Below are 19,945 nucleotides of genomic sequence, written 5' to 3'. Positions count from 1 at the left end.
GAGAGGATCGTCCATGAATTTCCCCACACTCGCTGCCCTGCTGGGCTTCGCGCTGGTCACCACCGCGACCCCGGGGCCGAACAACCTCATGCTCATGGCTTCCGGTGCCAACTTCGGGTTTCGCAGAACAGTGCCGCACATGATCGGCATCGTCGGTGGCTTGACCGTATTGACCTTGATGGCCGGTATCGGGCTGATGGCGCTGTTTGACGCTTTTCCCCTCCTGCGTAACGTCCTGGAGGTCATTTCCATCGGTTATCTGCTCTGGCTAGCCTGGAAAGTCGCCACGGCCGCGCCGTTGAAAGACACGGCGGCCGGTGGTCAACCGATGACCTTCTGGCAAGCCGCAGCCTTTCAGTGGGTAAATCCCAAGGCGTGGGCGATGGGCCTGTCGGCGATCACGCTCTACGCGCCCGACCGCTCGCTACTGTCCATCATGCTGGTGGCGGCTGCCTTCGCCCTGGTCTGCTTCCCGGCGATTTCAATTTGGGCCTGGCTGGGCACGGTGGTTCGCCAGTGGCTCTCAAGCGCCCGGCGTCGCCGCGCATTCAATATCGCCATGGCCGCATTGCTCGTGGCCTCGCTTTATCCGGTGTTGGGTATCGGTGGGTAAGAAGCATCATCGCGGACACATAAACTAGGCAAGCGACGCTTCTTTACAAAAGGCTGGGGGTGCATCCGGCCATCGTCACCCCGCCCTCTTCCCAGAGCCATCCGGTACCTCATGGCACTTCATCGAACATAAGAAAAACATGCAAAAAAGCTTGGCAACGTTTGACCAACGAAAATACGCGCTCTACGATAAGAACGGTTACCAAAAATTACATTGTTTAACCTGTATCAACCCAAGGGAAACTTTGGCCCCGTTTCATGAGAGCTGGATGTTCTCGAGTCAAGCTTGGTGATGCGACGCAATAGAGATAGCCGTCGCGAAAACAGAAACAACTCGGCACGAAGACATGGCATCTTCGTCGTCCCCCGGGAGCCCCAAGGATTGGGCTAAAACTGCGACCCGGCACGCTAGTTCTTGCGACAGACCCTCGGGTCTGTCCTGCGCAATGAAACGTGAAAACGCAAAACACCATGGAGAGGTATTGAGATGAAGATAACGATCTTTGGATCGGGCTATGTCGGGCTGGTCACGGGCACCTGTCTGGCAGATGTCGGCCATGAGGTCGTCTGTGTCGACGTCGACGCGGACAAGATCACCCGCCTAAATCGCGGCGAAGTTCCCATCTATGAGCCCGGACTCGAGTCGATGATTCGCGACAATCGAGAAGCCGGGCGCCTGCGATTCACCACCGATGCCGAAAGCGCCGTGCACTTCGGCATGCTCCAGTTCATTGCCGTCGGCACCCCTCCCGATGAAGATGGCAGCGCCGACCTCAAATATGTACTCAAGGTCGCCGAAACCATCGGCAAACACATGAGTGAATACAAAGTGGTCGTCGATAAGTCCACCGTACCGGTGGGCACCGCCGACAAGGTCCACGAGGTCTTGGAACGCACACTCGAAGCTCGAGGCGCCGAGATCGACTTCGACGTCTGCTCGAACCCGGAATTCCTCAAGGAAGGCGCGGCCATCGAGGACTTCACCAAGGGCGCGCGCATCATTATCGGCACCGACTCGGAAGCCGTCCGTCGGGGTATGCGTGAGTGCTACGCCCCCTACAACCGCAACCATGAAAAGCTGATGTTCATGGATATGCGCAGTGCCGAGCTGACCAAATACGCTGCCAACGCCATGCTCGCCACCAAGATCAGCTTCATCAACGAGATTTCCAATCTTGCCGAACATCTGGGTGCCGACGCCGAACACGTCCGCCACGGCATCGGGTCGGATCCACGTATCGGCTATCACTTCATCTACCCGGGCTGCGGCTACGGCGGCTCCTGCTTTCCCAAGGACGTTCAGGCCCTTGGTCAAACCGCCACCGAAATCGGCTACGAGGCACAACTGCTGGAGGCGGTCGAGGCCGTCAACCTGCGTCAGAAAACGAAACTCTTCGACAAGCTCGATCAGGCATTCGACCGCGACCTCGAAGGCAAGACCATCGCCCTCTGGGGCCTCGCCTTCAAGCCGAATACCGATGACATGCGCGAAGCCCCCAGCCGCGAGTTGATGGAAGCGCTCTGGAAGCGCGGCGCCAAGGTCCAGGCCTTCGATCCCGAAGCCGCCGAGGAATGTCGCCGGATTTACGGCGAGCGCGATGATCTCATCCTCGCCACACGGCGCAACGATACCCTGGAAGGGGCCGACGCACTAGTGATCTGCACCGAGTGGAAAGCCTTCCGGACGGTAGACTTCGATCATCTTCAGCGGACCTTGCGTACGCCAGTGGTCGTTGACGGGCGCAACCTGTTCGACCCCCAGAGCGTCAAGTCCGCAGGGCTTCTCTATTACGCCATGGGCCGGGGCGATTCGTTGCGACGTCAAGCCGCCTGAGGCGGTCATGTCACTTCGCCGGCCGTAGACGGCCGGCCTTCTTTCACGACACAAGCCAATGCCATCGACGGTTGACCGCGTGCTGAAGCGCGCGTGAACCGTCATGGCATCGGTGATCGTGCGGCGTCGGGGTCCCCGTCGCCACTCATTAAGAGAAAGGCCGTGCGGCACGTCACGACACCTGTCTCACAGCCCCTCGATACACAAGGAAGGTTCGTCATGCCGCTGAACCAGCGTAACGGACGCTCGCGGGCCAGCCGGGTCACCGAGTTGACGACACTGCTGCTCCTGCTGTCGCTTGTCATCATTCTCGTATTCGAACTGCCTCCCGAGGTTTTCTCTCCCAGCTCCAAGAGTTTCATACTCGCCATCGGCGTGATCGGGGCCTGGCGCTATTCATGGTGGTTCACACTGGCCACTCGCGCGATGTGGTACAACCGCCGCGTGTTTCCGGCGCTTCGCCAGCGCGCAGATATCGCCGAGTCCCGGTATCGCCCTGACGCCTTGTACGTATTGTGCACCTCGTTCCGCATCGATCCCGAGGTCACTTTTTCCGTTTACGACGCGCTGGTCCGCGACGCGGCCGATTACGGCGTGCCAACGACCATCTTCGCGGCAATCTCCGACCGCAGCGACGTCGATGTCATCGATCACGTGATGGCCGAGAACGGCTGGCCGACCAACATCGAGATTTCCTACATGTTCCAGAAAGGCGACGGCAAGCGCTCGGCGATGGCCGAAGTGCTCCGCGCCATCTCACGACGCATGCCGAGTCACCGCTCGCTGATGATCTCGATGGACGGCGACATTCAGATCGAGCCGGGCACACTTGCTCGCTCGCTGTCGTTCTTCTTCGTCAAGGACGATCTCGGCGCACTGACCACCAACAACCACGCCTACGTCCACGGCGGCGATGTCACCAAAGAATGGTATGACCTGCGCTACGCTCAGCGTCATTTGGTGATGAGTTCGATGTCAGTTTCCGAGCGCCTGCTGGTATTGACCGGACGCTATAGTGCCTTCCGGGCCGAGTTGGCCACTCAGCCTGGCTTCATCGACCTGGTCGAAAACGACCATATCGAGCACTGGCGCTTCGGTAACTTCAAGTTTCTCTCCGGTGACGACAAGTCGACGTGGTTCTGGCTGCTCAAGCACGGCTGGAAGATGCTCTACATTCCCGACGTCCATGTCGCCGGCTTTGAAGAGCTCCCCGACAGGAAGCGCTTCTTCAAGTCCAGTATCGATCTGATGCGTCGCTGGTACGGAAACATGCTGCGTACCAGCGGGCGCGCCATTGCGCTGGGCCCCAAAACCATGGGGTTCTTCACCTGGTGGAGCCTGGTCGATCAGCGCCTCTCGATGTGGACCACCCTGATCGGCCCCACGGTCGCGATCATGCTGACGCTATTCGTACGCCCGTCGTTTATTTTCGCCTATCTCTTGTGGATCCTGTTCACCCGTACCGTGACCGCCACGGTTCTAGCACTTCAGCACGGTCGCTTCAGTCTGCTATGGGTGCCGCTTCTCTATTACAACCAGGTCGGCGGCGCCCTGCTCAAGACCTACGTCAGCTTCCGCTTCAATCGACAGTCCTGGTCACGCCAGGGAATCTCCGCCGGCGAGCCCAGCTCGCCCAAGGCAGCGCGGCGCCAGCGCCGCATGGGCCACGTCATGCATGGCCTCTATGCCACCGCGCTGGTGCTGTGCCTGGCGATCGTGGTGCACGTCTTGGCACCGCCGGATCGTATGGCAGTCACCATCCTCGAGAAACAAAGCGAAATACTGGAAGGCCGTGACACGAAGCACAGCGACGATGGCTATTGGCTAGCCCTGTCGCTTTCCGACGCCCCCCAGGGCGGCAGCGTGCAGCTTCCGGCGGGCACCTTACGAGTCGGCAAGCGCTTCACCGAGCAACTCGTCAAAATCGACAAAGTGCGTGCCCGAACCTTCATCGGACACGACGGGGAGCTACCCACAATCATGCGTTTGAGCCCAAGCCTCGCCGGTCAGGTGCAAGATTCACGCGGGCGGACACTGAGCGAGACCGGACATCTCGTCTGCCAAGATGCCAACCCATGCCGCCTGGAAATCGCATCAGGCACGATCACTCTAAGTGACATCGACGTGCGTCGCGCCGCTGCCCAGCGTGGCTAACGAGTATTCCTGACAAGGATCAAGGGACCAAGGAGGAGACCTTCATGAGCGATGACAACAAGCGCGACCCGGACCGCCCCGACACCTCGCCATCGGGCGACACTGCTCACGACACCAGCGCGCAGATCAATCACGAGCGCCGCGACGAACGGCGCCACGTTCGCCTCGATGTGCCTTTCGAAGTACGTTTCCCGAGCGGTAGTACACTGGTCGGCCACGACCTGTCTCTGGGCGGCTTCTCCGTCCATAGCGACGAGCCACTCCCCTACGACAGCGTCATTTCCGTTTCTTTGCTGCTGACCGCCGGTACGGCAGAGTTGATCGTCCCCGTCAATGCCAGGATGCTGCGTAATCAGAAAACCGAAGACGGCAAGAAGCACGAACTGGCCTTCGAGATCACACGCATCGAGCGTCGTCATCGTGAACTGCTGCGGCGCATTATCCGTGCCCACCTGAGCGGCCAGCATGCGTCGGTGGAAGACTTGATCACCAGCAATGATCCGCAGACGCCTCGCAAACGCCGGACCTCGGACACTGCACAACCGGCGGCGAAACGACGCAAGCCATGGGGACGCTACACGGCTTTACTACTCGGCATCGTCGTTCTGGCGGCAGTGATTGCGGCTACTGCTTACCGTAACTTCATGCTCATCGAACCGGACTTCGCCGCCGTCACCGCGCCACGCATCGACATTCGCGCGCCCGGCTCGGGCATTCTTGCCCAGCACGACTTCGAGGCTGGCGACCGTGTCGAACGCGATAAGCAACTGGTACGTGTAAAGAACAGCGAACTCGAAACGGACCTAATTCTGGCCAAGGCATCGCTCAACTACGACAAGCAACTGATAGAAAACCTCAAAGACCGCATCGCCTCGCCGGACACCGACCAGGTCTACATTCCGTCCGACGACTCCGGCGCCAACGGCACGCCGGCCGACTTCGAGAGCGTGCCGCCGGAAGTGGCACATGTGCGTATCAATCAGTTCGAGACCGCCACCGACTACCAGAGCTCACGGATCGACGCCTTTCAGGCACGCATGTCGCAAAACGTCATCTACAGCCCCTGCGACTGCCTGGTCGCCTGGGCGCGCAGTAGCTCGGGCGGGACTTATATCAACCAGAGCGAGCGCATCATGACGCTCACCCAGACCGGGGCAAACGACATCATGGTCGAGGCCTTGGTGCACATGGACGATATCGATCGAATCGAACCGCACCAGACCGCCTACATCGCCTTGCCCAACGCCTCCGAGCCCATCCAGGCCCAGGTGCGCACCGTCTCCTTGGATGTCGAGCGCCAGCCGCGCGCCGGTTTCCCCAAATGGGTACGCCAGCAACAGAACGTCGCCAGTGTGCTTCTGGTACCCGAAGAGCCGTTGCCGGCCAGCACCGTCGGTGTCCCGGTCGACGTGCGCTTCAGCGAGGCCCCAGTGGTCGACGCCACCGCCGAGTGGGTCTGGCAAGGCGGCCGTGCCGTGGTTCAGGAATTCGAGGAGCTTTTAGCGTCAGCCATCGACTCACTCGACAACGACGAAACCTCCGACGCGACGCTGAACGATCCCGATACCGGGGATTCAGCCGAATCTCAAGGCACGTCGGCATCATCCTAGAAGGCGGTGCCGAGGTTTATCTGACAACGAAACCTCGGCTCGCACACCAATTCCCTTCGACGGTGACGGCCTGACGTCCGTCCCGGTCATGCGCCAGGAGACACATCCATGAGGCACTTCAGCACCTCCAGCCGTCTCGCGCCGCTCCTGCTGGTGGGGACGGCATCGGCCCTGATGCTCGCCATACCGGCGACTCAGGCAGACGATGACGAACCAACGGCCGAGCCGCTGCCAATTCCACGCGCGGCGCCATGTTCTAAGCGTTATGACTTGGTCGCCGAGCCCGAGCCGCCGATGCTCGACGACGGCAAAGCTGCCATTCGACAGGCCTTTGGCACTCACGATGATTGGGGAACGGCCAAAAACGTCGAGGTCCTGGCGGCGAACGAGACCGGGCTTGGCGAAGCAGGCTTGCGGGTCGCATATCCGGAGGGCACCTCCGCCCCTAGCGATCAGGGAGAAGGTGGCGCTGGCTTCTACGCCACTATTTCCGGCCTGAGTGAAGCCGAACGTGCCTGCCTGCGTTACAAGGTCCGTTTCCCGCAAGATTTCGAGTTCGTCAAGGGCGGCAAACTGCCGGGGCTTTACGGTGGCGATGCGCCCAGCGGTGGCGATGAAGTCACCGGCGATGGCTACTCGATGCGTTTCATGTGGCGCCGTCACGGCCAAGGCGAGCTTTACGAGTACATCGTCAACAAGGACGCGGACAACGACTATGGCAAATCCGTAGGCCGCGGCCTTTGGCATTTTCCTACGGGACAGTGGGTCACGGTCGAGCAAGAAATCGTGCTCAACGACCCACAACGCGACAATGGCATCGCCCGCGTCTGGATCGACGGCAAGCCCATTTTCGAACAGCGCGGGATCGTCTACCGGAAACAATCCGCGGTCTATGCCGATGGATTGATGTTCTCGACCTTTTTCGGCGGCCACGGCGAGGATTGGCGCACACCAAAAGATCAACACGCCGATTTCGCCGACTTCCGTTTCTACACCAGCCAGGGCTGATCGCGCACTGGCCGTCTTGTCTCACACGAACGAGTCGCTATGTCTACCATCAACGACACTGATCGCAACGCCGGAATGCGCCAATGCGCTGGCCTCTTGCTGGTTGTTTTCCTAACCATGGGCCTGGCACTGCCGGCCCTCGCCATGTCGATCGAAGAACGGCAGAAACTGGACCTCTCCGAATATCAGGTAACGGAAACCAATGCCTCCTACTTCGATGTCGAGGCACGCATGACGCAACTGCAGCACACGGAGAACCCCTTGCTGCTTGCCCAGGTCGATGCGCTGGCAACAGGACCCAGTTGCAAACAGCTGCTACAGGTCCCGCCGTTGGACACCAAGATCCGCATCCCGGGCTTCTACCCCAACCCCAAGGAATGGCGGGAAATCTCGGGGCCACTTTTCCAGTTCGAGAAGACCGTGGCCAACCTGGCCGGTGCTTATGTCGCAAGCGGCGACATCTATTACGGGAAATGCCTGATCCGTTTCCTCGACAAGTGGGCTCAGCACGATGCGTTGACCCAGTTCTACTATGACCAGGCCCACCCGCAAGCATGGTTCTCCACCGAGTCGATGATCTTCTCCGCCGCCACCGCCTACTCGGTCGTGCGCGGCGATGTCGACGGCATGGACGACTCAAAGCAGCGCGTCAATGACTGGCTGCGGCGTCTTGCCTACAAGCACAAGGCGATCCCCGGGCAGCCCAATAATAGCTGTTGCAACAATCACTTCTATCGTCGCGCGCTCTACGCCTCGATGATCGGCGTGCTCACCGAGGACGACGAGCTCTTCCGCTTCGGCGTCAGTGCGGTCTATTCCGCCCTGCACGACCTGACCAAGGAAGGTGCCTTCCGTCTCGAGATGAAACGTGGCCGTCGTGCCAGTCACTACCAGAATTACGCACTGCTTTATTTGATACCCAACATGCAGATTATTTCACGGCAGGGGTACGACATCTTCGACAAGGAAATCGACGGATACACCATCGAAGACGCCGTGGACTTCGCTATCGATATCTTCGAGGACCCTTCGGCGCTTGGCGACATGGCGCCGCACGAGCAGTACAAAGAGTTCCTCAAGGACGATCAGTATCTGGCCTGGATGGAGATCTACCTCAGTCACGTCGATAACCCGCGGCTCGCACAGTTTCTCAAGACGATGCGCCCCATCACCAATCGCGGCGCCGGGGGGTACGTGACGCTGTACTTCATGGATCCCGATGCGCAACAACAGGCATATACCGAATCGCAAAAACAGCGCTCTCAGGTTTTCGAGGGTCTGCAATAACGCCTCGCCAATTGAGTGACGAGCGTCTCTACGATCACGGAGGAACCCCATGTTCAATCATCCCCACCGAGATGGCGGCAGATCCCCCTGGCGGGTGCTGCTGCACCTTTCTCCGCTGATGATAGCCATCAGCGGCTGTACGGCCCTCGACGAGGCGCCCCGGGATTACGCCGCCCCCCCGGTGCCCCAGCAGTACGCTGACTGGTTCGACGGTGGCTTTCCCCTCGACATGGATGGCATGGACTGGGGACGTCTGGACTTCGCGCGCCAATCCGCCGAGAAAGGCAACTACGACCAGGCGATCGCCAGGTTCAAGGCTCTGGGCCAGGAAGGTCTGCTGCCTGCCTATTACTATCTCGGCAAAATCTATGACAATGGCGAGGCAGTACCACGCGATCCCGAGCTTGCGGCTCGGTACTACGCCAACGTCCTGCACCGGCCCAATGCGTTGCTGGGCAATGCCTCGGTCAAGCTGGGGCGTCTCTACCGAGACGGCGATGGTGTCGAAAGGAACCCCGCCTTGGCGTTCCATCTTTTTCGTCAAGGCATTGACCAGGGCAAGGCTGACCAAGCTGCCGTACCGCTCGCCGAAATGCTACTCGCCGGCGAGGGGGTCGAGCGCGATCCCCAGCGTGCCTTGTCCCTCTACGAGCGGGCCGCCGACGCCGGCGACACGGACGCGCTGCGCGAGCTGGCCAATGCCTATCAGCAAGATGGTTGGTACCAGGCCGATCCCGCCAAGGTCCAGACCTACGCCCAGCGTTATGAAGACGCGCTTCTCTCGCTGGCCCGACAAGGCGATGTCGACGCCATGACCGATCTCGCATCTCTCTATAGCCAAGACGGCCTCTTGGGTCATCGCCCCGACGAGCAACGTCGCTGGTTGAACAAGGCCGCGGAATCCGACGACCCCGCTGTGCTCGCTGACGTCGGCCAGGCCTTGCTCAAGAATGGTGATAGATCGGGTGCAATGGCCATACTCGAGACGGCGGCCAAGGCCGGTGATGTCGAAGCCATGACCCATTTGGGCAGTGCTCTACTCGATGACGATGCGTCGTCGTCACGTCCAGAAGAAGCCGAAAGGTGGTTGGCCAAAGCTGCCGAACAGGGATCGCCCCAGGCAGCCATCACTCTGGGCAGGACTTATCTCGCCGGCGAGACCTTGCCGCAATCACGTCAACGAGGCATACGCCTATTGGAAAAGGCCGCGGGCACCGGAGACCCTCTCGCCCTGGCAGTGCTTGGCGATATCTATCTCGATGGCGAACACGGCATCGCAGCCCAACCGCAAAAGGCCATCGACTATCTCGAACGCAGCCATCAGGCCGACAGCGCTTATGCTACAGCGCAGCTCGGCGAGGCTTATCTCAAGGGAACCGGCGTCGCCCAGAACCCGCAACGCGCCGAGACACTGCTCAAGGATGCAGCCCAGGCCGGCCAGACTTATGCCGCACGCCTGCTGGGCGAAGCCTACCTCAACGGTACGCGACTTCCCGCCGATGTCTCAGCCGGCCAGGCGCTGCTCGAAAAGGCCGTGTCGGCCGAGGACACTACCGCCATGACAGTGCTGGGCAAGGCCTATCTCGATGGCCCACTCAAAGGTCAGAACGACGGCAAGGCCATCGCGTTGCTGACCCAAGCCGCTAACCAGGGTGACGACTATGCCATGCTCGTGCTGGGACGAGCCTATCGTGACGGGACGGGAGTTCCCCGCGACTATGACAAGGCCGCACGCTGGCTCGAGCGTGCCCAAGCCGCCGGTCACGAATCCGCTCGTCAGGCCCTGGCACGCTTGTACCGTGAACGTGGCGAAGGCAATGGCAGCATTCAGGCCACACTCCATGCTGCCAAGCTTGGCAACCCCGGCGCCATGACCGATCTCGGACGCGCCTATCTCAAGGGCGAACGCGGCCTCGAGCAAGATACCGACAAAGCCAACCAGTGGCTGACCAAGGCTTATCAAGCTGGCCACGCGGGAGCTGCGGCCACCTTGGGGCGCGCTTACCTTCAAGGCGACAAATTCCCCAGGAATACGACCAAGGGAATAAGATATCTGGAAGCCGCTGTCGCGCGTGAGCATGTGGGCGCCACCGCCGATCTAGGCACGAGATTGCTCGACGGCGAGGATGTCGACGCCGAGCCCGAACGTGGCGCACGCCTCCTTGAGCGTGCCATGCAAGGTGGCAACCTAGGCGCCATGCAGACACTAGGCCAAGCGTATCTCAAGGGCCATGGTGTCGAGCGCGAACCGCAGCGCGGTATCGAACTACTGACGCATGCTGCCCAGCGGGGTAACGCCTATGCCGCCCAGATTCTGGGCGAGGCCTATCTTAGCGGCACCGGCGTGGACAAGAACCCGGCCAAGGCGAAAGAGTGGCTAAGTCGCGCCGCCGAGGCGGGAAGCCTGTCATCGCAGGCAAATCTCGGGCGCTCGCTGCTCTATGGTCGCGACGGCATCGCCCAGAATGCCAAACGCGGTCTGTCCATGCTCACCGCAGCAGCCGAGCAAGGCCACGCCGGGGCCCAAGCGACATTGGGGCGCGCCTATCTACGTGGCGAAGTGACCGAGCAGGATAAAACCAAGGGCGCCAACTATCTGTTCCGCGCGGCGCGCCAAGGGCATCCCACCGCACGCCTCGCGCTAGCCAAAGCGTACCTCTGGCAACAAGGGCTGGAGAATGCCAACCAGGATCAGGCGCTGCTTTGGCTCGATCAGACGCTGGAAAGTAAGGGACAAGCCGCACTGAAGACGATGCGCGATCTGCTTCAAAACAGCCAGGCCGCCGAAGTGGCCAGTGACGTCGATCGTGCAGGCGATGCTGACAGAACGTCTTCCTGAGGAATCGGTCACGACAGCGACTCATGATATTCCTTCTTGGCGTGACTTGGGCGGCGGCGACGCCGCCCTTCGCGCTAGACTGGTCGGGCCATTCGTCATGGACACCCCGCCACACGACAAGACAAGGAGACAACACTCGATGACGCTATGCGACCTCACCGGTTCGTCCGGTGGCCTACTCTCGGTGATTTAGGCCCAGAGTCATGCCCATCCCTGGTGCGCCGAGGCAGTTTTATGGCTTCTATTGGCGCACCAAAGCGCCATTACAACATGCGCCGCTCGTCTTGCTTATCATAGAAACTAAATAAATATCTGTATTTAAAGAATATTTAAAATTTTGGCACGCGCTTCGCTACCTATAAGACACGAAGGACGTCATCCATGACACAAGGCGATACCTTCACCCCTTTTAGCGTCGCTGAACGACAGCGATGAACCGAGTGAGCTGGCGTGCTCCCCTAGTCCCCTTCTTGGGGACTTTTTTTTTGCGCGTCATCTTTTGGGATCTCTCCCACCATCAGCCACACTCATCCTTTCCCTGCAATGGAATGCGTACCGCATGTTGCCCTTACGACGTTGCCCCTGGCGCTTATCGCTACTGACCATCACGCTCGCCAGCATGGCACTGCCCGCCATGGCGGCCATTGATCGCCCGGCACTCGAGCAAGCCGCACAACGCATCGGCGACTTGCCACGCACGCATACCCTGCTCATCGCCGTCGACGGCGAGACTCTCGTCGCCCGTGGCTGGCGCGGCCACTCCCCCGATGACATCACCAATATCAAGTCGCTCTCCAAGACACTCATCTCGGCCCTGGTGGGCGCCGCTATCGCACGTGATGTCATCCAGGGCGTCGACCAACCGATCGCTGAATTGCTAGGCGAGCGAGTGCCTCGTGACGCCGATCCTCGTGTCCACGACATCAAGATCGGCCACCTGCTGTCGATGCAGGCTGGGCTCGAGCGCACCTCCGGCGCCAACTACGGTGGCTGGGTGGCCAGCGACGACTGGGTCGGCAATGCCTTGTCGCGCCCCTTCGTCGCCGATCCCGGCGGTCGTATGCTGTATTCGACCGGCAACAGCCATCTGCTGTCGGCCGCGCTGACCGACGCCAGTGGCCGCGATACGCTCACTTTGATGCGCGAATGGCTGGGGGCGCCCCTGGGGATCGAGATACCGCCCTGGACGCGTGACCCGCAAGGCATCTATTTCGGTGGGAACGAAATGGGGCTCACGCCACGCGCCTTGCTGAAAATCGGTGAGCTATATCGGCAACAAGGCATGTACGACGGCGAGCGCGTGCTTCCCGCAGAATGGATAGAGCGTTCCTGGCAAGCACGTACCCGTTCGCATTTCAATCAGGACGACTACGGCTACGGATGGTTCAGCACCCAGCTTGCCGATACGCCGGTCTATTATGGCTGGGGATATGGTGGGCAATTGCTTTTCGTGGTGCCGGAGCATGACGCCACCCTTGTCATGACCAGCGACCCCACGCCACCCTCCAACGGCAGCGATTACTTGAATCGCGTCAAGGCGGTGGTCGCCGATGCCATCGAGGCCATTGACTGACTCCCCCATTCCTGACGACATTACCGGTCTTTATTATCTCTCACTCGAAGGAGCCCACCATGTCAGCATCCCAAGAGAGCCAAGGCACCTGCCTGTGTGGCGCCGTCAGTATTCGCGTGTCGCTCGCCAGTTACGGCGTGAGTGTCTGCCACTGTCGCATGTGCCAAACCTGGAGCGGCGGCCCAATGCTTGCCATCGAAAGCGACGAACCCATGACTTTCAAGGGCGAGGAAAACGTCAGCGTTTATGCTTCTTCGGACTGGGCCGAACGCGGCTTCTGCCGACAGTGTGGCACGCACCTCTTCTACCGTCTCGCCAATGGCCAGCACTACGCCTTTCCCGTCGGTTTGCTGGATACCGGCGAACCCTGGACCATCGGCCAACAGATTTTCATCGACGAAAAACCGAGCTTCTACGATTTCACCAACGACACTCTCCGCCTGACCGGCGACGAGGTCTTCGCGCAATTCGCGGGCAGTGTCGACAGCTAGGAGTCGCTGCCAGCCAAGGAGAGCAATGACCCCGTTTCAAACGGGGTCATTGAGGGTCAGGAAGGAAAGGAGAACTGCGCACCCTCTCGGACGCCGGCCGATGGCCAACGCTGGGTCACGGTCTTTCGTTTGGTGTAAAAGCGCACGGCGTCCGGCCCGTAGGCGGCCAGGTCGCCGAACAGCGAGCGCTTCCAGCCGCCGAAGCTGTGATAAGAAACCGGCACCGGCAACGGCACGTTGATGCCGACCATGCCCACCTGGATATGATCGCTGAAGTAACGCGCCGCCTCGCCGTCACGGGTGTAGATGCAGGTGCCGTTGCCATATTCGTGATCGTCGATCAGCCGCATGGCCTCTTCCATTGTGCCGACACGCACCACCAGCAGCACCGGCCCGAAAATCTCCTCGAGATAGCACGTCATGTCGGGCGTGACGCGGTCGATCAGCGTCCCGCCGACATAAAAGCCGTGCTCGTGCCCCGCCACCTGGGCACCGCGACCGTCGACCACGATATCAGCGCCCTGCTGCTCGGCGCTGTCGATGTAGCCGCAGACCTTCTCCTGGTGGGCCTTGGTGATCACCGGGCCGAAGTCGTTCTCGGCGTCATGGAAGGGCCCGACCTTCAGGGTCTTCATCTGCGTCTGCATCTTGCCGATCAACGCGTCGGCGGTCTCGTCGCCCACGGCCACCGCCACCGACAGCGCCATGCAGCGCTCCCCCGAGGAACCGAAAGCAGCCCCGTTCAGGGAGTTGACCACGTTGTCCATGTCGGCGTCGGGCATCACGATGGCGTGGTTCTTGGCGCCGCCGAGGGCCTGGCAGCGCTTGCCGTTGGCACTGGCACGCTGGTAGAGGGTTTCGGCGATCGGCGTTGAACCGACGAAGCTCACGGCCTTCACGCGGTCGTCGTCGAGCAGGGTATCGACCGCCTCCTTGTCGCCGTTGACCACGTTTAGCACACCGGCGGGCAGGCCCGCTTCAAGGGCCAGCTCGGCGATGTAGAGCGCCGAGGTCGGGTCGCGCTCGGAGGGCTTGAGCACGAAGGTGTTGCCGCAGGCGATGGCCATGGGATACATCCACAGCGGCACCATGGCCGGGAAGTTGAACGGCGTGATGCCGGCCACCACGCCCAGCGGCTGGAACTCGCTCCAGGAGTCGATGCCGGGCCCGGTGTTCTTGCTGTGCTCACCCTTGAGCAGCTCCGGCACGCCGCAGGCATATTCCACGTTCTCGATGCCGCGCTGCAGTTCGCCCTTGGCGTCATGGACGATCTTGCCGTGCTCCTGGCCGATCAGCCGGGCGATCTCGTCGGTGTTCTGCTCCAGCAACTGCTTGAAGTTGAACATCACCCGCGCCCGCTTGGCGGGCGGCGTATCGCGCCAGGCCGGATAGGCGGCCTGGGCGGCGGCGATGGCGTCCTCGACGGTGGCCTTGCTGGCCAGGCTCACCTGGCCGCCGACCTCACCGGTGGAGGGATTGAAGATATCCTGGGTGCGTCCTTCTCCGGTGACGCGTGAGCCGTTGATCAGATGGCCGAGTGTGGTCATGTGTCACCTCTTGAATGCAATCGTAAGAGAAATGCTTGAGTGCCGGCGTTCCGATGCGCTTTCCGTGGACAAGTCTTCGCGAGGGCGCTGTAACCTTTACCTGGGCGCTACATCCGTCATCCATGACGGATGACCCTCGCTGCGCCTTATCCCCGTCGCGCATCTCGACAGGCGTCGTCTGATTTATTCCAGTTCGCCGATGGCGTCGCCCAGCACATTGACGAGGCGATCGATCTCCTCGCGCTCGACGATGAACGGCAGGCCGAGCTGGATGGTGTCGCCGCCATAGCGCACGTAGTAGCCCTTTTCCCAGCACTTCATGGCGATCTCGAAAGGACGCCGCCCCGGCTCGCCGGGGTAAGGTTCGATCTGCAGGGCGCCGGCGAGACCATAATTGCGGATGTCGCTGATGTAGCGCGTCCCCTTGAGAGAATGCAGCGCATTTTCGAAGGTCGGCGCCATTTCCTTGACTCGCTCGATCAGGCGGTCGTTCTCGAGCACATCCAGTGCGGCCAAGGCGGCGGCACAAGCCACCGGGTGTCCCGAATAGGTATAGCCGTGAGGCAGCTCGAGCATATAGTCGGGGCCGCCCTGCTCCATGAACGTCCGGTAGATCTCGCCCTGTACGATCACCGCCCCCATGGGCACTGCACCATTGGTCAGTTGCTTAGCGACATTGAGAAGGTCCGGCACCACGCCGAACTCCTCGGCCCCGGTCATCGATCCCATACGCCCGAAGCCGGTGATGACCTCGTCAAAGATGAGCAAGATTTCATGCGCATCGCAGATCTCGCGCAGGCGCTTGAGATAGCCTTTGGGCGGCGGAATCACCCCAGCGGAGCCGGCCAGCGGCTCGACGATCACCGCCGCAATGTTGGAGGCATCATGCAGCGCGATCAGCTCCAGCAACTCATCGGCGCGCTCGGCCCCCCGCTCGGGCATGCCCTGAGTGAAGGCGTTTTCCTTCAACAGGGTGTGGGGTAGGTGGTCGGCATCGACGCCCTGGCCGAACACGGTGCGATTGGCACCGATGCCGCCCAGACTGAAACCACCGAAGTTGACGCCGTGATACCCCTTGGCACGCCCGATCAGCTTGGTCTTGCTCGGCTTGCCCTTCTTGCGCCAGTAAGCACGCGCTATCTTCAGCGAGGTATCGGCACTCTCCGAGCCGGAGCCGGTGAAGAACACGTGATCGAGGCCCTGAGGCGTCAATTCCCGAAGCCGGTGGGCCAGTTCGAAGGCCTTGGGATGGCCGTACTGGAAGGCCGGTGCGTAATCCAATTCGCCAAGCTGGCGACTGACCGCCTCGGTGATCTCGGGGCGGCAATGCCCCGCGCCGCAGGTCCACAGCCCCGAGAGCGCATCGAAGACTTGGCGACCCTGGGAATCGGTAAGATAGCTGCCCTTGGCGCCCACGATGAGGCGCGGGTCGCGCTTGAATTGACGATTGCCGGTATACGGCATCCAGTAGGCATCCAACTGTTCCGGGCTCAAACCCGCCGTATGCGGAAACTCGCGATCCGACATGTCTTCTCCTGCCGATAGGCGGTGATAAGTTGTTCTATCGGAAAAGCTAGGCGGGGCGGACGATAAGTTAAATCCAGAAATACTGAATCTCATGAAAGCCACTGGTTAACTTTACGCACTGACAGGGCTATCCTCGCAGGTGTCCGTCATCGAGATGAGGAATCCCGCCATGCCTTCCCGCAGCGAGACCCTGATGGGGCAGCCGAGCGATGCCGACCTGCGTCTGCTGAGGATCTACCGCAAGGTCGTGGAGTGCGGCGGGTTCTCCGCCGCCGAAGTGGAACTCAACATCAGCCGTGCGGCGATCAGCATGGCGATGAACGACCTGGAGACACGGCTCGGCCTGCGGCTCTGCCAGCGAGGACGCGGCGGCTTCGCCCTCACCGACGAGGGCGCGGAGGTCTACGATGCCACCCTCCAGCTACAGACGGCCGTGGCGGGATTCCGAACCCGCGTCAATGGCTTGCATGCCCGTCTCAAGGGCGAGCTCAGCATCGGCATCACCGATAACCTGGTGACCATGCCCGAGATGTATATCACCGATGCCCTCAGCGCGCTCAAGGCGCGGGGGCCCGAGGTGCGCATCAATATCCGCATGATTCCGCCCAGCGACATCGAGCTGGGCGTGCTGGACGGTCGCTTGCATACCGGCGTGATCCCGGCGCTCAAGACATTGCCGGGTCTTGCGTATCTGCCGCTCTACGAGGAAGCGTCGCGGCTCTACTGCGCCGCCGATCATCCGCTCTTCGACACCGAGGACATAGACGAGGAGCGGCTCGCGGTACATGATGCCGTGGTGCCCGCCTACGCACAGACGCCGGAGGTCAAGGCGTGCCATGCCCCGCTCAAGGCCGCCGCCTCGGCGACCGACCGCGAAGGCATCGCCTTCTTGATCCTGTCCGGCCGCTATATCGGCTACTTGCCGACCCACTATGCCGAGCGCTGGGTGCGCGACGGCCGCATGCGTGCCTTGAATCCCGAACGCTGGCATTACCTGACCCACTACAGCGCCATCACCCGCAAGGGCGCGCCGCCCAACCTGGTCGTGGAAAGCTACCTCGAGGAGTTGGGGCGCCTGATCCAGGCGCCTGCAATCAAGCCTTGCGACTGACCAGTACGATGCCCGAAAGAATCGCTGCGCCGCCGAGCACGAAGTTCACGGTCAAGGGCTCATCGAGCAGCACGGCTCCGAACAGCACGCCGAAGATCGGCGACAAGAACGAGAACACGCCCAGTTGCGAGGCCCAGTAACGGCGCAGCAAGGCGAACCACAAGAGCAAGGCGCCGAACGAGATGACCAGCGTCTGGAAGGTCATGCTGGCTAGGGCCATGCCGCTGGACGTGACGTGTTGCCAATCGCCCAACCACAACGTGATAGGCAACAACAGCGCGCCCGCGGTCAAGAGCTGGTACGTCAGCGTTTGCACGGGCGGTGCCTCGGAGAGCGAGGAACGACGCACCACCAGGGTAGTGGCGGCCCATGACAATCCCGCCAGCAAACCCAGGGTGTCACCCAGGAGGATGTCGCCGGCTGGCGCGCCGGGCGAGGCCGAAGGCGCCATAGCAACCAGCATGCCCGCGAATGCCACGCCGATTCCCCACCATTGATGTCGCGCCAGCTGTTCGCCCGGTACCCAAAGATGCAACCCCAGGGCAGCGAACACCGGTGCCGTGTACAAAAACACCGACATATGCGACGCCAGGGTGTAATTGAGCCCCCATGCGACGAAAGCGAACTCGCCCGCAAAGCCCAGGCCAACCAGAATGCCCGCTCCCAGCCGGCCACGGAACGCCGCCAGGCCGATGCCCTGAATACGCGCAATGATCAGCACCAGCACTCCCGCCAGCAGCGAGCGCAACGCGACCTGGCTCAAGGGCGTGATATCGTCGGCCACGGCCTTGATGGCTACCTGCTGCAGCCCCAGCACCAGGCAAAACCCGGTCATCGCAATGCCGGCAGGCATATCCAGGCCACGCCGCAATCGAGGCGACGCCACATCCGGCCTTGCCGCGACAGTCTCCAAGGAAGATTCCTTCATGCTTCCACCCTTCGTTGAATCGAGACTCAGTGGAGCATTTGCCGCGCTGCAATCCAAACGATTAATCTGCAGCCTCAGGCTCAGGAAAACTCAACTCATGAAGATAGAGCGACTGCCCCTCAACGCACTGCGTGCCTTCTCGGAAGCAGCACGAGCTGGCAGCTTCAAAACGGCAGCGGAGCGTTTGTCTGTGACTCCCGGCGCGGTCAGCCGACAAATCAAGCAACTCGAAGAACGGCTGGGCGTGGCACTTTTCGAGCGTCATGCCAACGGCGTGCACGTAACCGATGCCGGCCACCTGCTGGCCGAGGATGTCGATGCCGGTCTGGCGCGCATCGCCAACGGCGTACAAGCCGTTCATGAACGTGCCCATGCGGCCACCACGCTGACCCTCAGCGCCCCGCCCTCATTCACTCAATTCTGGCTACTCCCACGCCTGGCAGACTTCGAGGCGCAGGAAAGCCATGTCGAGATCTCCTTGGACGCAGACCAGGACCTGAGCGACCCGATATGGCACGGCGACGGCGCACGGCTCGCCCTGCGCTACGGACGCGGCCCCTGGCCCGGCGTCAGGAGCAAGCGGCTCCTCGAAGACTCGCTGTTCCCCGTCTGCTCTCCCGCCCTGCTTGAACGCTCCCCCATCGACACGCCCGCCGACCTGCTTGCCCATCCATTGCTCGAGGTGGTCTGGCAATCGCGACAGAACGTCGACTTCCCCGGCTGGCGAGACTGGTTCGACGCCGCCGGGCTACCGGGCAAGACACTGCCGATTCAGCAGCGGTATTCCCTCTACGGCCTGGCCCTCGACCAAGCGATCGCCGGGCGCGGCATCATGCTCGCCAACCCGGCAGTCGTCGCCGACCGCCTCGCCAGCGGCGTACTGGTTCGGCCCTTCGGTGATCGCCACGTAATCGATTCGCCGTTCACCTACGACCTGATCCTCCCCGCCACCGGCCAGGCCCCGCCCGCGATCCAACGCTTCATCGACTGGCTGCTCAGTGAGGCGGCCAGGTTTCAGGGGGAGATCGGTTAGAGACTCGACACCGGGGTCATGGCACTTGTCGGTTTCCCATGCCAAAATTCTGGAATACGTAACAGAAAGGAAGTTCCCATGGATCTCCAAAAAATCGAGGACGAGGCGCTCCATTTGCCCAAAGAGGAACGCGCACGACTGGTACAGCGATTGGTCCTGAGCTTGGAGGCTCCTTCGGAAGAAGAGCTTCGCTCGGACTGGCTGCTCGAAGCCCGACGCCGGGCAGAAGAGCTGGATAGTGGCTCGGTTCAGAGAGTATCCAGTGACGACGTCATGAGGAAGGCACGCGCCCTGATCCGATGAGTTATTCGTTCCACCCAGCGGCAGAAGCCGAATTTCTGGAGGCCATTGGTTACTACGAGTCCAAGATCCCAGGATTAGGGGAAGCCTT

The 19,945-nt window shown here is 61.3% G+C and carries 15 protein-coding genes; 12 read left to right on the top strand and 3 right to left on the bottom strand.

What is annotated here, in order from left to right; translation table 11 throughout:
• Positions 1-13 precede the first annotated feature (13 nt).
• From SR908_RS13205 to SR908_RS13165, 9 genes are all read left to right on the top strand, one after another.
• Positions 14-613, top strand: coding sequence for a LysE family translocator (locus SR908_RS13205; protein ID WP_040244184.1), 600 nt, complete (start codon positions 14-16; stop codon positions 611-613).
• Positions 614-1,099: 486 nt separating this feature from the next.
• A complete protein-coding gene (locus tag SR908_RS13200) occupies positions 1,100-2,446 on the top strand; it encodes a UDP-glucose dehydrogenase family protein (protein ID WP_097022502.1) in 1,347 nt (448 codons plus the stop codon).
• Between the two features lie 219 nt (positions 2,447-2,665).
• The gene (locus SR908_RS13195) at positions 2,666-4,600 is read left to right on the top strand and encodes a glycosyltransferase (protein WP_097022503.1); all 1,935 of its coding nucleotides are present in this window, start codon (positions 2,666-2,668) and stop codon (positions 4,598-4,600) included.
• A 44-nt stretch (positions 4,601-4,644) separates the two neighbouring features.
• Positions 4,645-6,210: a PilZ domain-containing protein gene (locus SR908_RS13190; RefSeq protein ID WP_097022504.1), complete on the top strand. Its 1,566-nt coding sequence runs from the start codon at positions 4,645-4,647 to the stop codon at positions 6,208-6,210.
• Positions 6,211-6,318: 108 nt separating this feature from the next.
• Positions 6,319-7,218 (top strand): polysaccharide lyase, encoded by a 900-nt coding sequence (locus tag SR908_RS13185; RefSeq protein WP_246920621.1) that lies wholly within the window; start codon positions 6,319-6,321, stop codon positions 7,216-7,218.
• 39 nt (positions 7,219-7,257) lie between these two features.
• Entirely contained in the window at positions 7,258-8,505 is a 1,248-nt protein-coding gene (locus SR908_RS13180; RefSeq protein ID WP_245846362.1) for an alginate lyase family protein, read from the top strand.
• A gap of 49 nt (positions 8,506-8,554) precedes the next feature.
• Positions 8,555-11,344 carry a tetratricopeptide repeat protein gene (locus SR908_RS13175; RefSeq protein ID WP_246920619.1) on the top strand — a complete coding sequence of 930 codons (2,790 nt, stop codon included), beginning with the start codon at positions 8,555-8,557 and terminating at the stop codon, positions 11,342-11,344.
• 559 nt (positions 11,345-11,903) lie between these two features.
• On the top strand, positions 11,904-12,917 hold the full coding sequence (locus tag SR908_RS13170) for a serine hydrolase domain-containing protein (RefSeq protein WP_246920615.1): 1,014 nt from the start codon (positions 11,904-11,906) through the stop codon (positions 12,915-12,917).
• A gap of 59 nt (positions 12,918-12,976) precedes the next feature.
• On the top strand, positions 12,977-13,408 hold the full coding sequence (locus SR908_RS13165; RefSeq protein ID WP_246920613.1) for a GFA family protein: 432 nt from the start codon (positions 12,977-12,979) through the stop codon (positions 13,406-13,408).
• 56 nt (positions 13,409-13,464) lie between these two features.
• On the opposite strand, the gene SR908_RS13160 is transcribed toward SR908_RS13165, so the two are convergent.
• Positions 13,465-14,955, bottom strand: coding sequence for a CoA-acylating methylmalonate-semialdehyde dehydrogenase (locus tag SR908_RS13160; protein ID WP_097022509.1), 1,491 nt, complete (start codon positions 14,953-14,955; stop codon positions 13,465-13,467).
• Positions 14,956-15,138: 183 nt separating this feature from the next.
• On the bottom strand, positions 15,139-16,482 hold the full coding sequence (locus SR908_RS13155; RefSeq protein WP_246920611.1) for an aspartate aminotransferase family protein: 1,344 nt from the start codon (positions 16,480-16,482) through the stop codon (positions 15,139-15,141).
• 169 nt (positions 16,483-16,651) lie between these two features.
• On the opposite strand from SR908_RS13155, the gene SR908_RS13150 reads away from it, so the two are divergent.
• Positions 16,652-17,593, top strand: coding sequence for a LysR family transcriptional regulator (locus SR908_RS13150; RefSeq protein ID WP_246920609.1), 942 nt, complete (start codon positions 16,652-16,654; stop codon positions 17,591-17,593).
• Here the strand turns inward: SR908_RS13150 and SR908_RS13145 are convergent.
• Positions 17,577-18,521 carry a DMT family transporter gene (locus tag SR908_RS13145; RefSeq protein WP_246920607.1) on the bottom strand — a complete coding sequence of 315 codons (945 nt, stop codon included), beginning with the start codon at positions 18,519-18,521 and terminating at the stop codon, positions 17,577-17,579. The two genes, SR908_RS13150 and SR908_RS13145, sit on opposite strands and share 17 nt — an antisense overlap.
• Positions 18,522-18,618: 97 nt before the next feature.
• Here SR908_RS13145 and SR908_RS13140 point away from each other — a divergent pair, with 97 nt between their 5' ends.
• Both SR908_RS13140 and SR908_RS13135 read left to right on the top strand, forming a co-directional pair.
• On the top strand, positions 18,619-19,554 hold the full coding sequence (locus SR908_RS13140; RefSeq protein WP_246920604.1) for a LysR substrate-binding domain-containing protein: 936 nt from the start codon (positions 18,619-18,621) through the stop codon (positions 19,552-19,554).
• Between the two features lie 78 nt (positions 19,555-19,632).
• Positions 19,633-19,857, top strand: coding sequence for an addiction module protein (locus SR908_RS13135; protein WP_246920602.1), 225 nt, complete (start codon positions 19,633-19,635; stop codon positions 19,855-19,857).
• Positions 19,858-19,945: the final 88 nt, after the last annotated feature.

The organism is Chromohalobacter canadensis (genome assembly GCF_034479555.1).
Taxonomy (GTDB): Bacteria; Pseudomonadota; Gammaproteobacteria; order Pseudomonadales; family Halomonadaceae; genus Chromohalobacter; species Chromohalobacter canadensis.
This window is presented reverse-complemented; position numbering and strand designations above follow the sequence as displayed.

What these genes read in the sequence shown, in the direction of transcription:
- SR908_RS13205 (WP_040244184.1), top strand. Translation starts at nt 14, where the DNA reads ATGAATTTCCCCACACTCGCTGCCCTGCTGGGCTTCGCGCTGGTCACC.
- SR908_RS13200 (WP_097022502.1), top strand. Translation starts at nt 1,100, where the DNA reads ATGAAGATAACGATCTTTGGATCGGGCTATGTCGGGCTGGTCACGGGC.
- SR908_RS13195 (WP_097022503.1), top strand. Translation starts at nt 2,666, where the DNA reads ATGCCGCTGAACCAGCGTAACGGACGCTCGCGGGCCAGCCGGGTCACC.
- SR908_RS13190 (WP_097022504.1), top strand. Translation starts at nt 4,645, where the DNA reads ATGAGCGATGACAACAAGCGCGACCCGGACCGCCCCGACACCTCGCCA.
- SR908_RS13185 (WP_246920621.1), top strand. Translation starts at nt 6,319, where the DNA reads ATGAGGCACTTCAGCACCTCCAGCCGTCTCGCGCCGCTCCTGCTGGTG.
- SR908_RS13180 (WP_245846362.1), top strand. Translation starts at nt 7,258, where the DNA reads ATGTCTACCATCAACGACACTGATCGCAACGCCGGAATGCGCCAATGC.
- SR908_RS13175 (WP_246920619.1), top strand. Translation starts at nt 8,555, where the DNA reads ATGTTCAATCATCCCCACCGAGATGGCGGCAGATCCCCCTGGCGGGTG.
- SR908_RS13170 (WP_246920615.1), top strand. Translation starts at nt 11,904, where the DNA reads ATGTTGCCCTTACGACGTTGCCCCTGGCGCTTATCGCTACTGACCATC.
- SR908_RS13165 (WP_246920613.1), top strand. Translation starts at nt 12,977, where the DNA reads ATGTCAGCATCCCAAGAGAGCCAAGGCACCTGCCTGTGTGGCGCCGTC.
- SR908_RS13160 (WP_097022509.1), bottom strand. Translation starts at nt 14,955, where the DNA reads ATGACCACACTCGGCCATCTGATCAACGGCTCACGCGTCACCGGAGAA.
- SR908_RS13155 (WP_246920611.1), bottom strand. Translation starts at nt 16,482, where the DNA reads ATGTCGGATCGCGAGTTTCCGCATACGGCGGGTTTGAGCCCGGAACAG.
- SR908_RS13150 (WP_246920609.1), top strand. Translation starts at nt 16,652, where the DNA reads ATGCCTTCCCGCAGCGAGACCCTGATGGGGCAGCCGAGCGATGCCGAC.
- SR908_RS13145 (WP_246920607.1), bottom strand. Translation starts at nt 18,521, where the DNA reads ATGAAGGAATCTTCCTTGGAGACTGTCGCGGCAAGGCCGGATGTGGCG.
- SR908_RS13140 (WP_246920604.1), top strand. Translation starts at nt 18,619, where the DNA reads ATGAAGATAGAGCGACTGCCCCTCAACGCACTGCGTGCCTTCTCGGAA.
- SR908_RS13135 (WP_246920602.1), top strand. Translation starts at nt 19,633, where the DNA reads ATGGATCTCCAAAAAATCGAGGACGAGGCGCTCCATTTGCCCAAAGAG.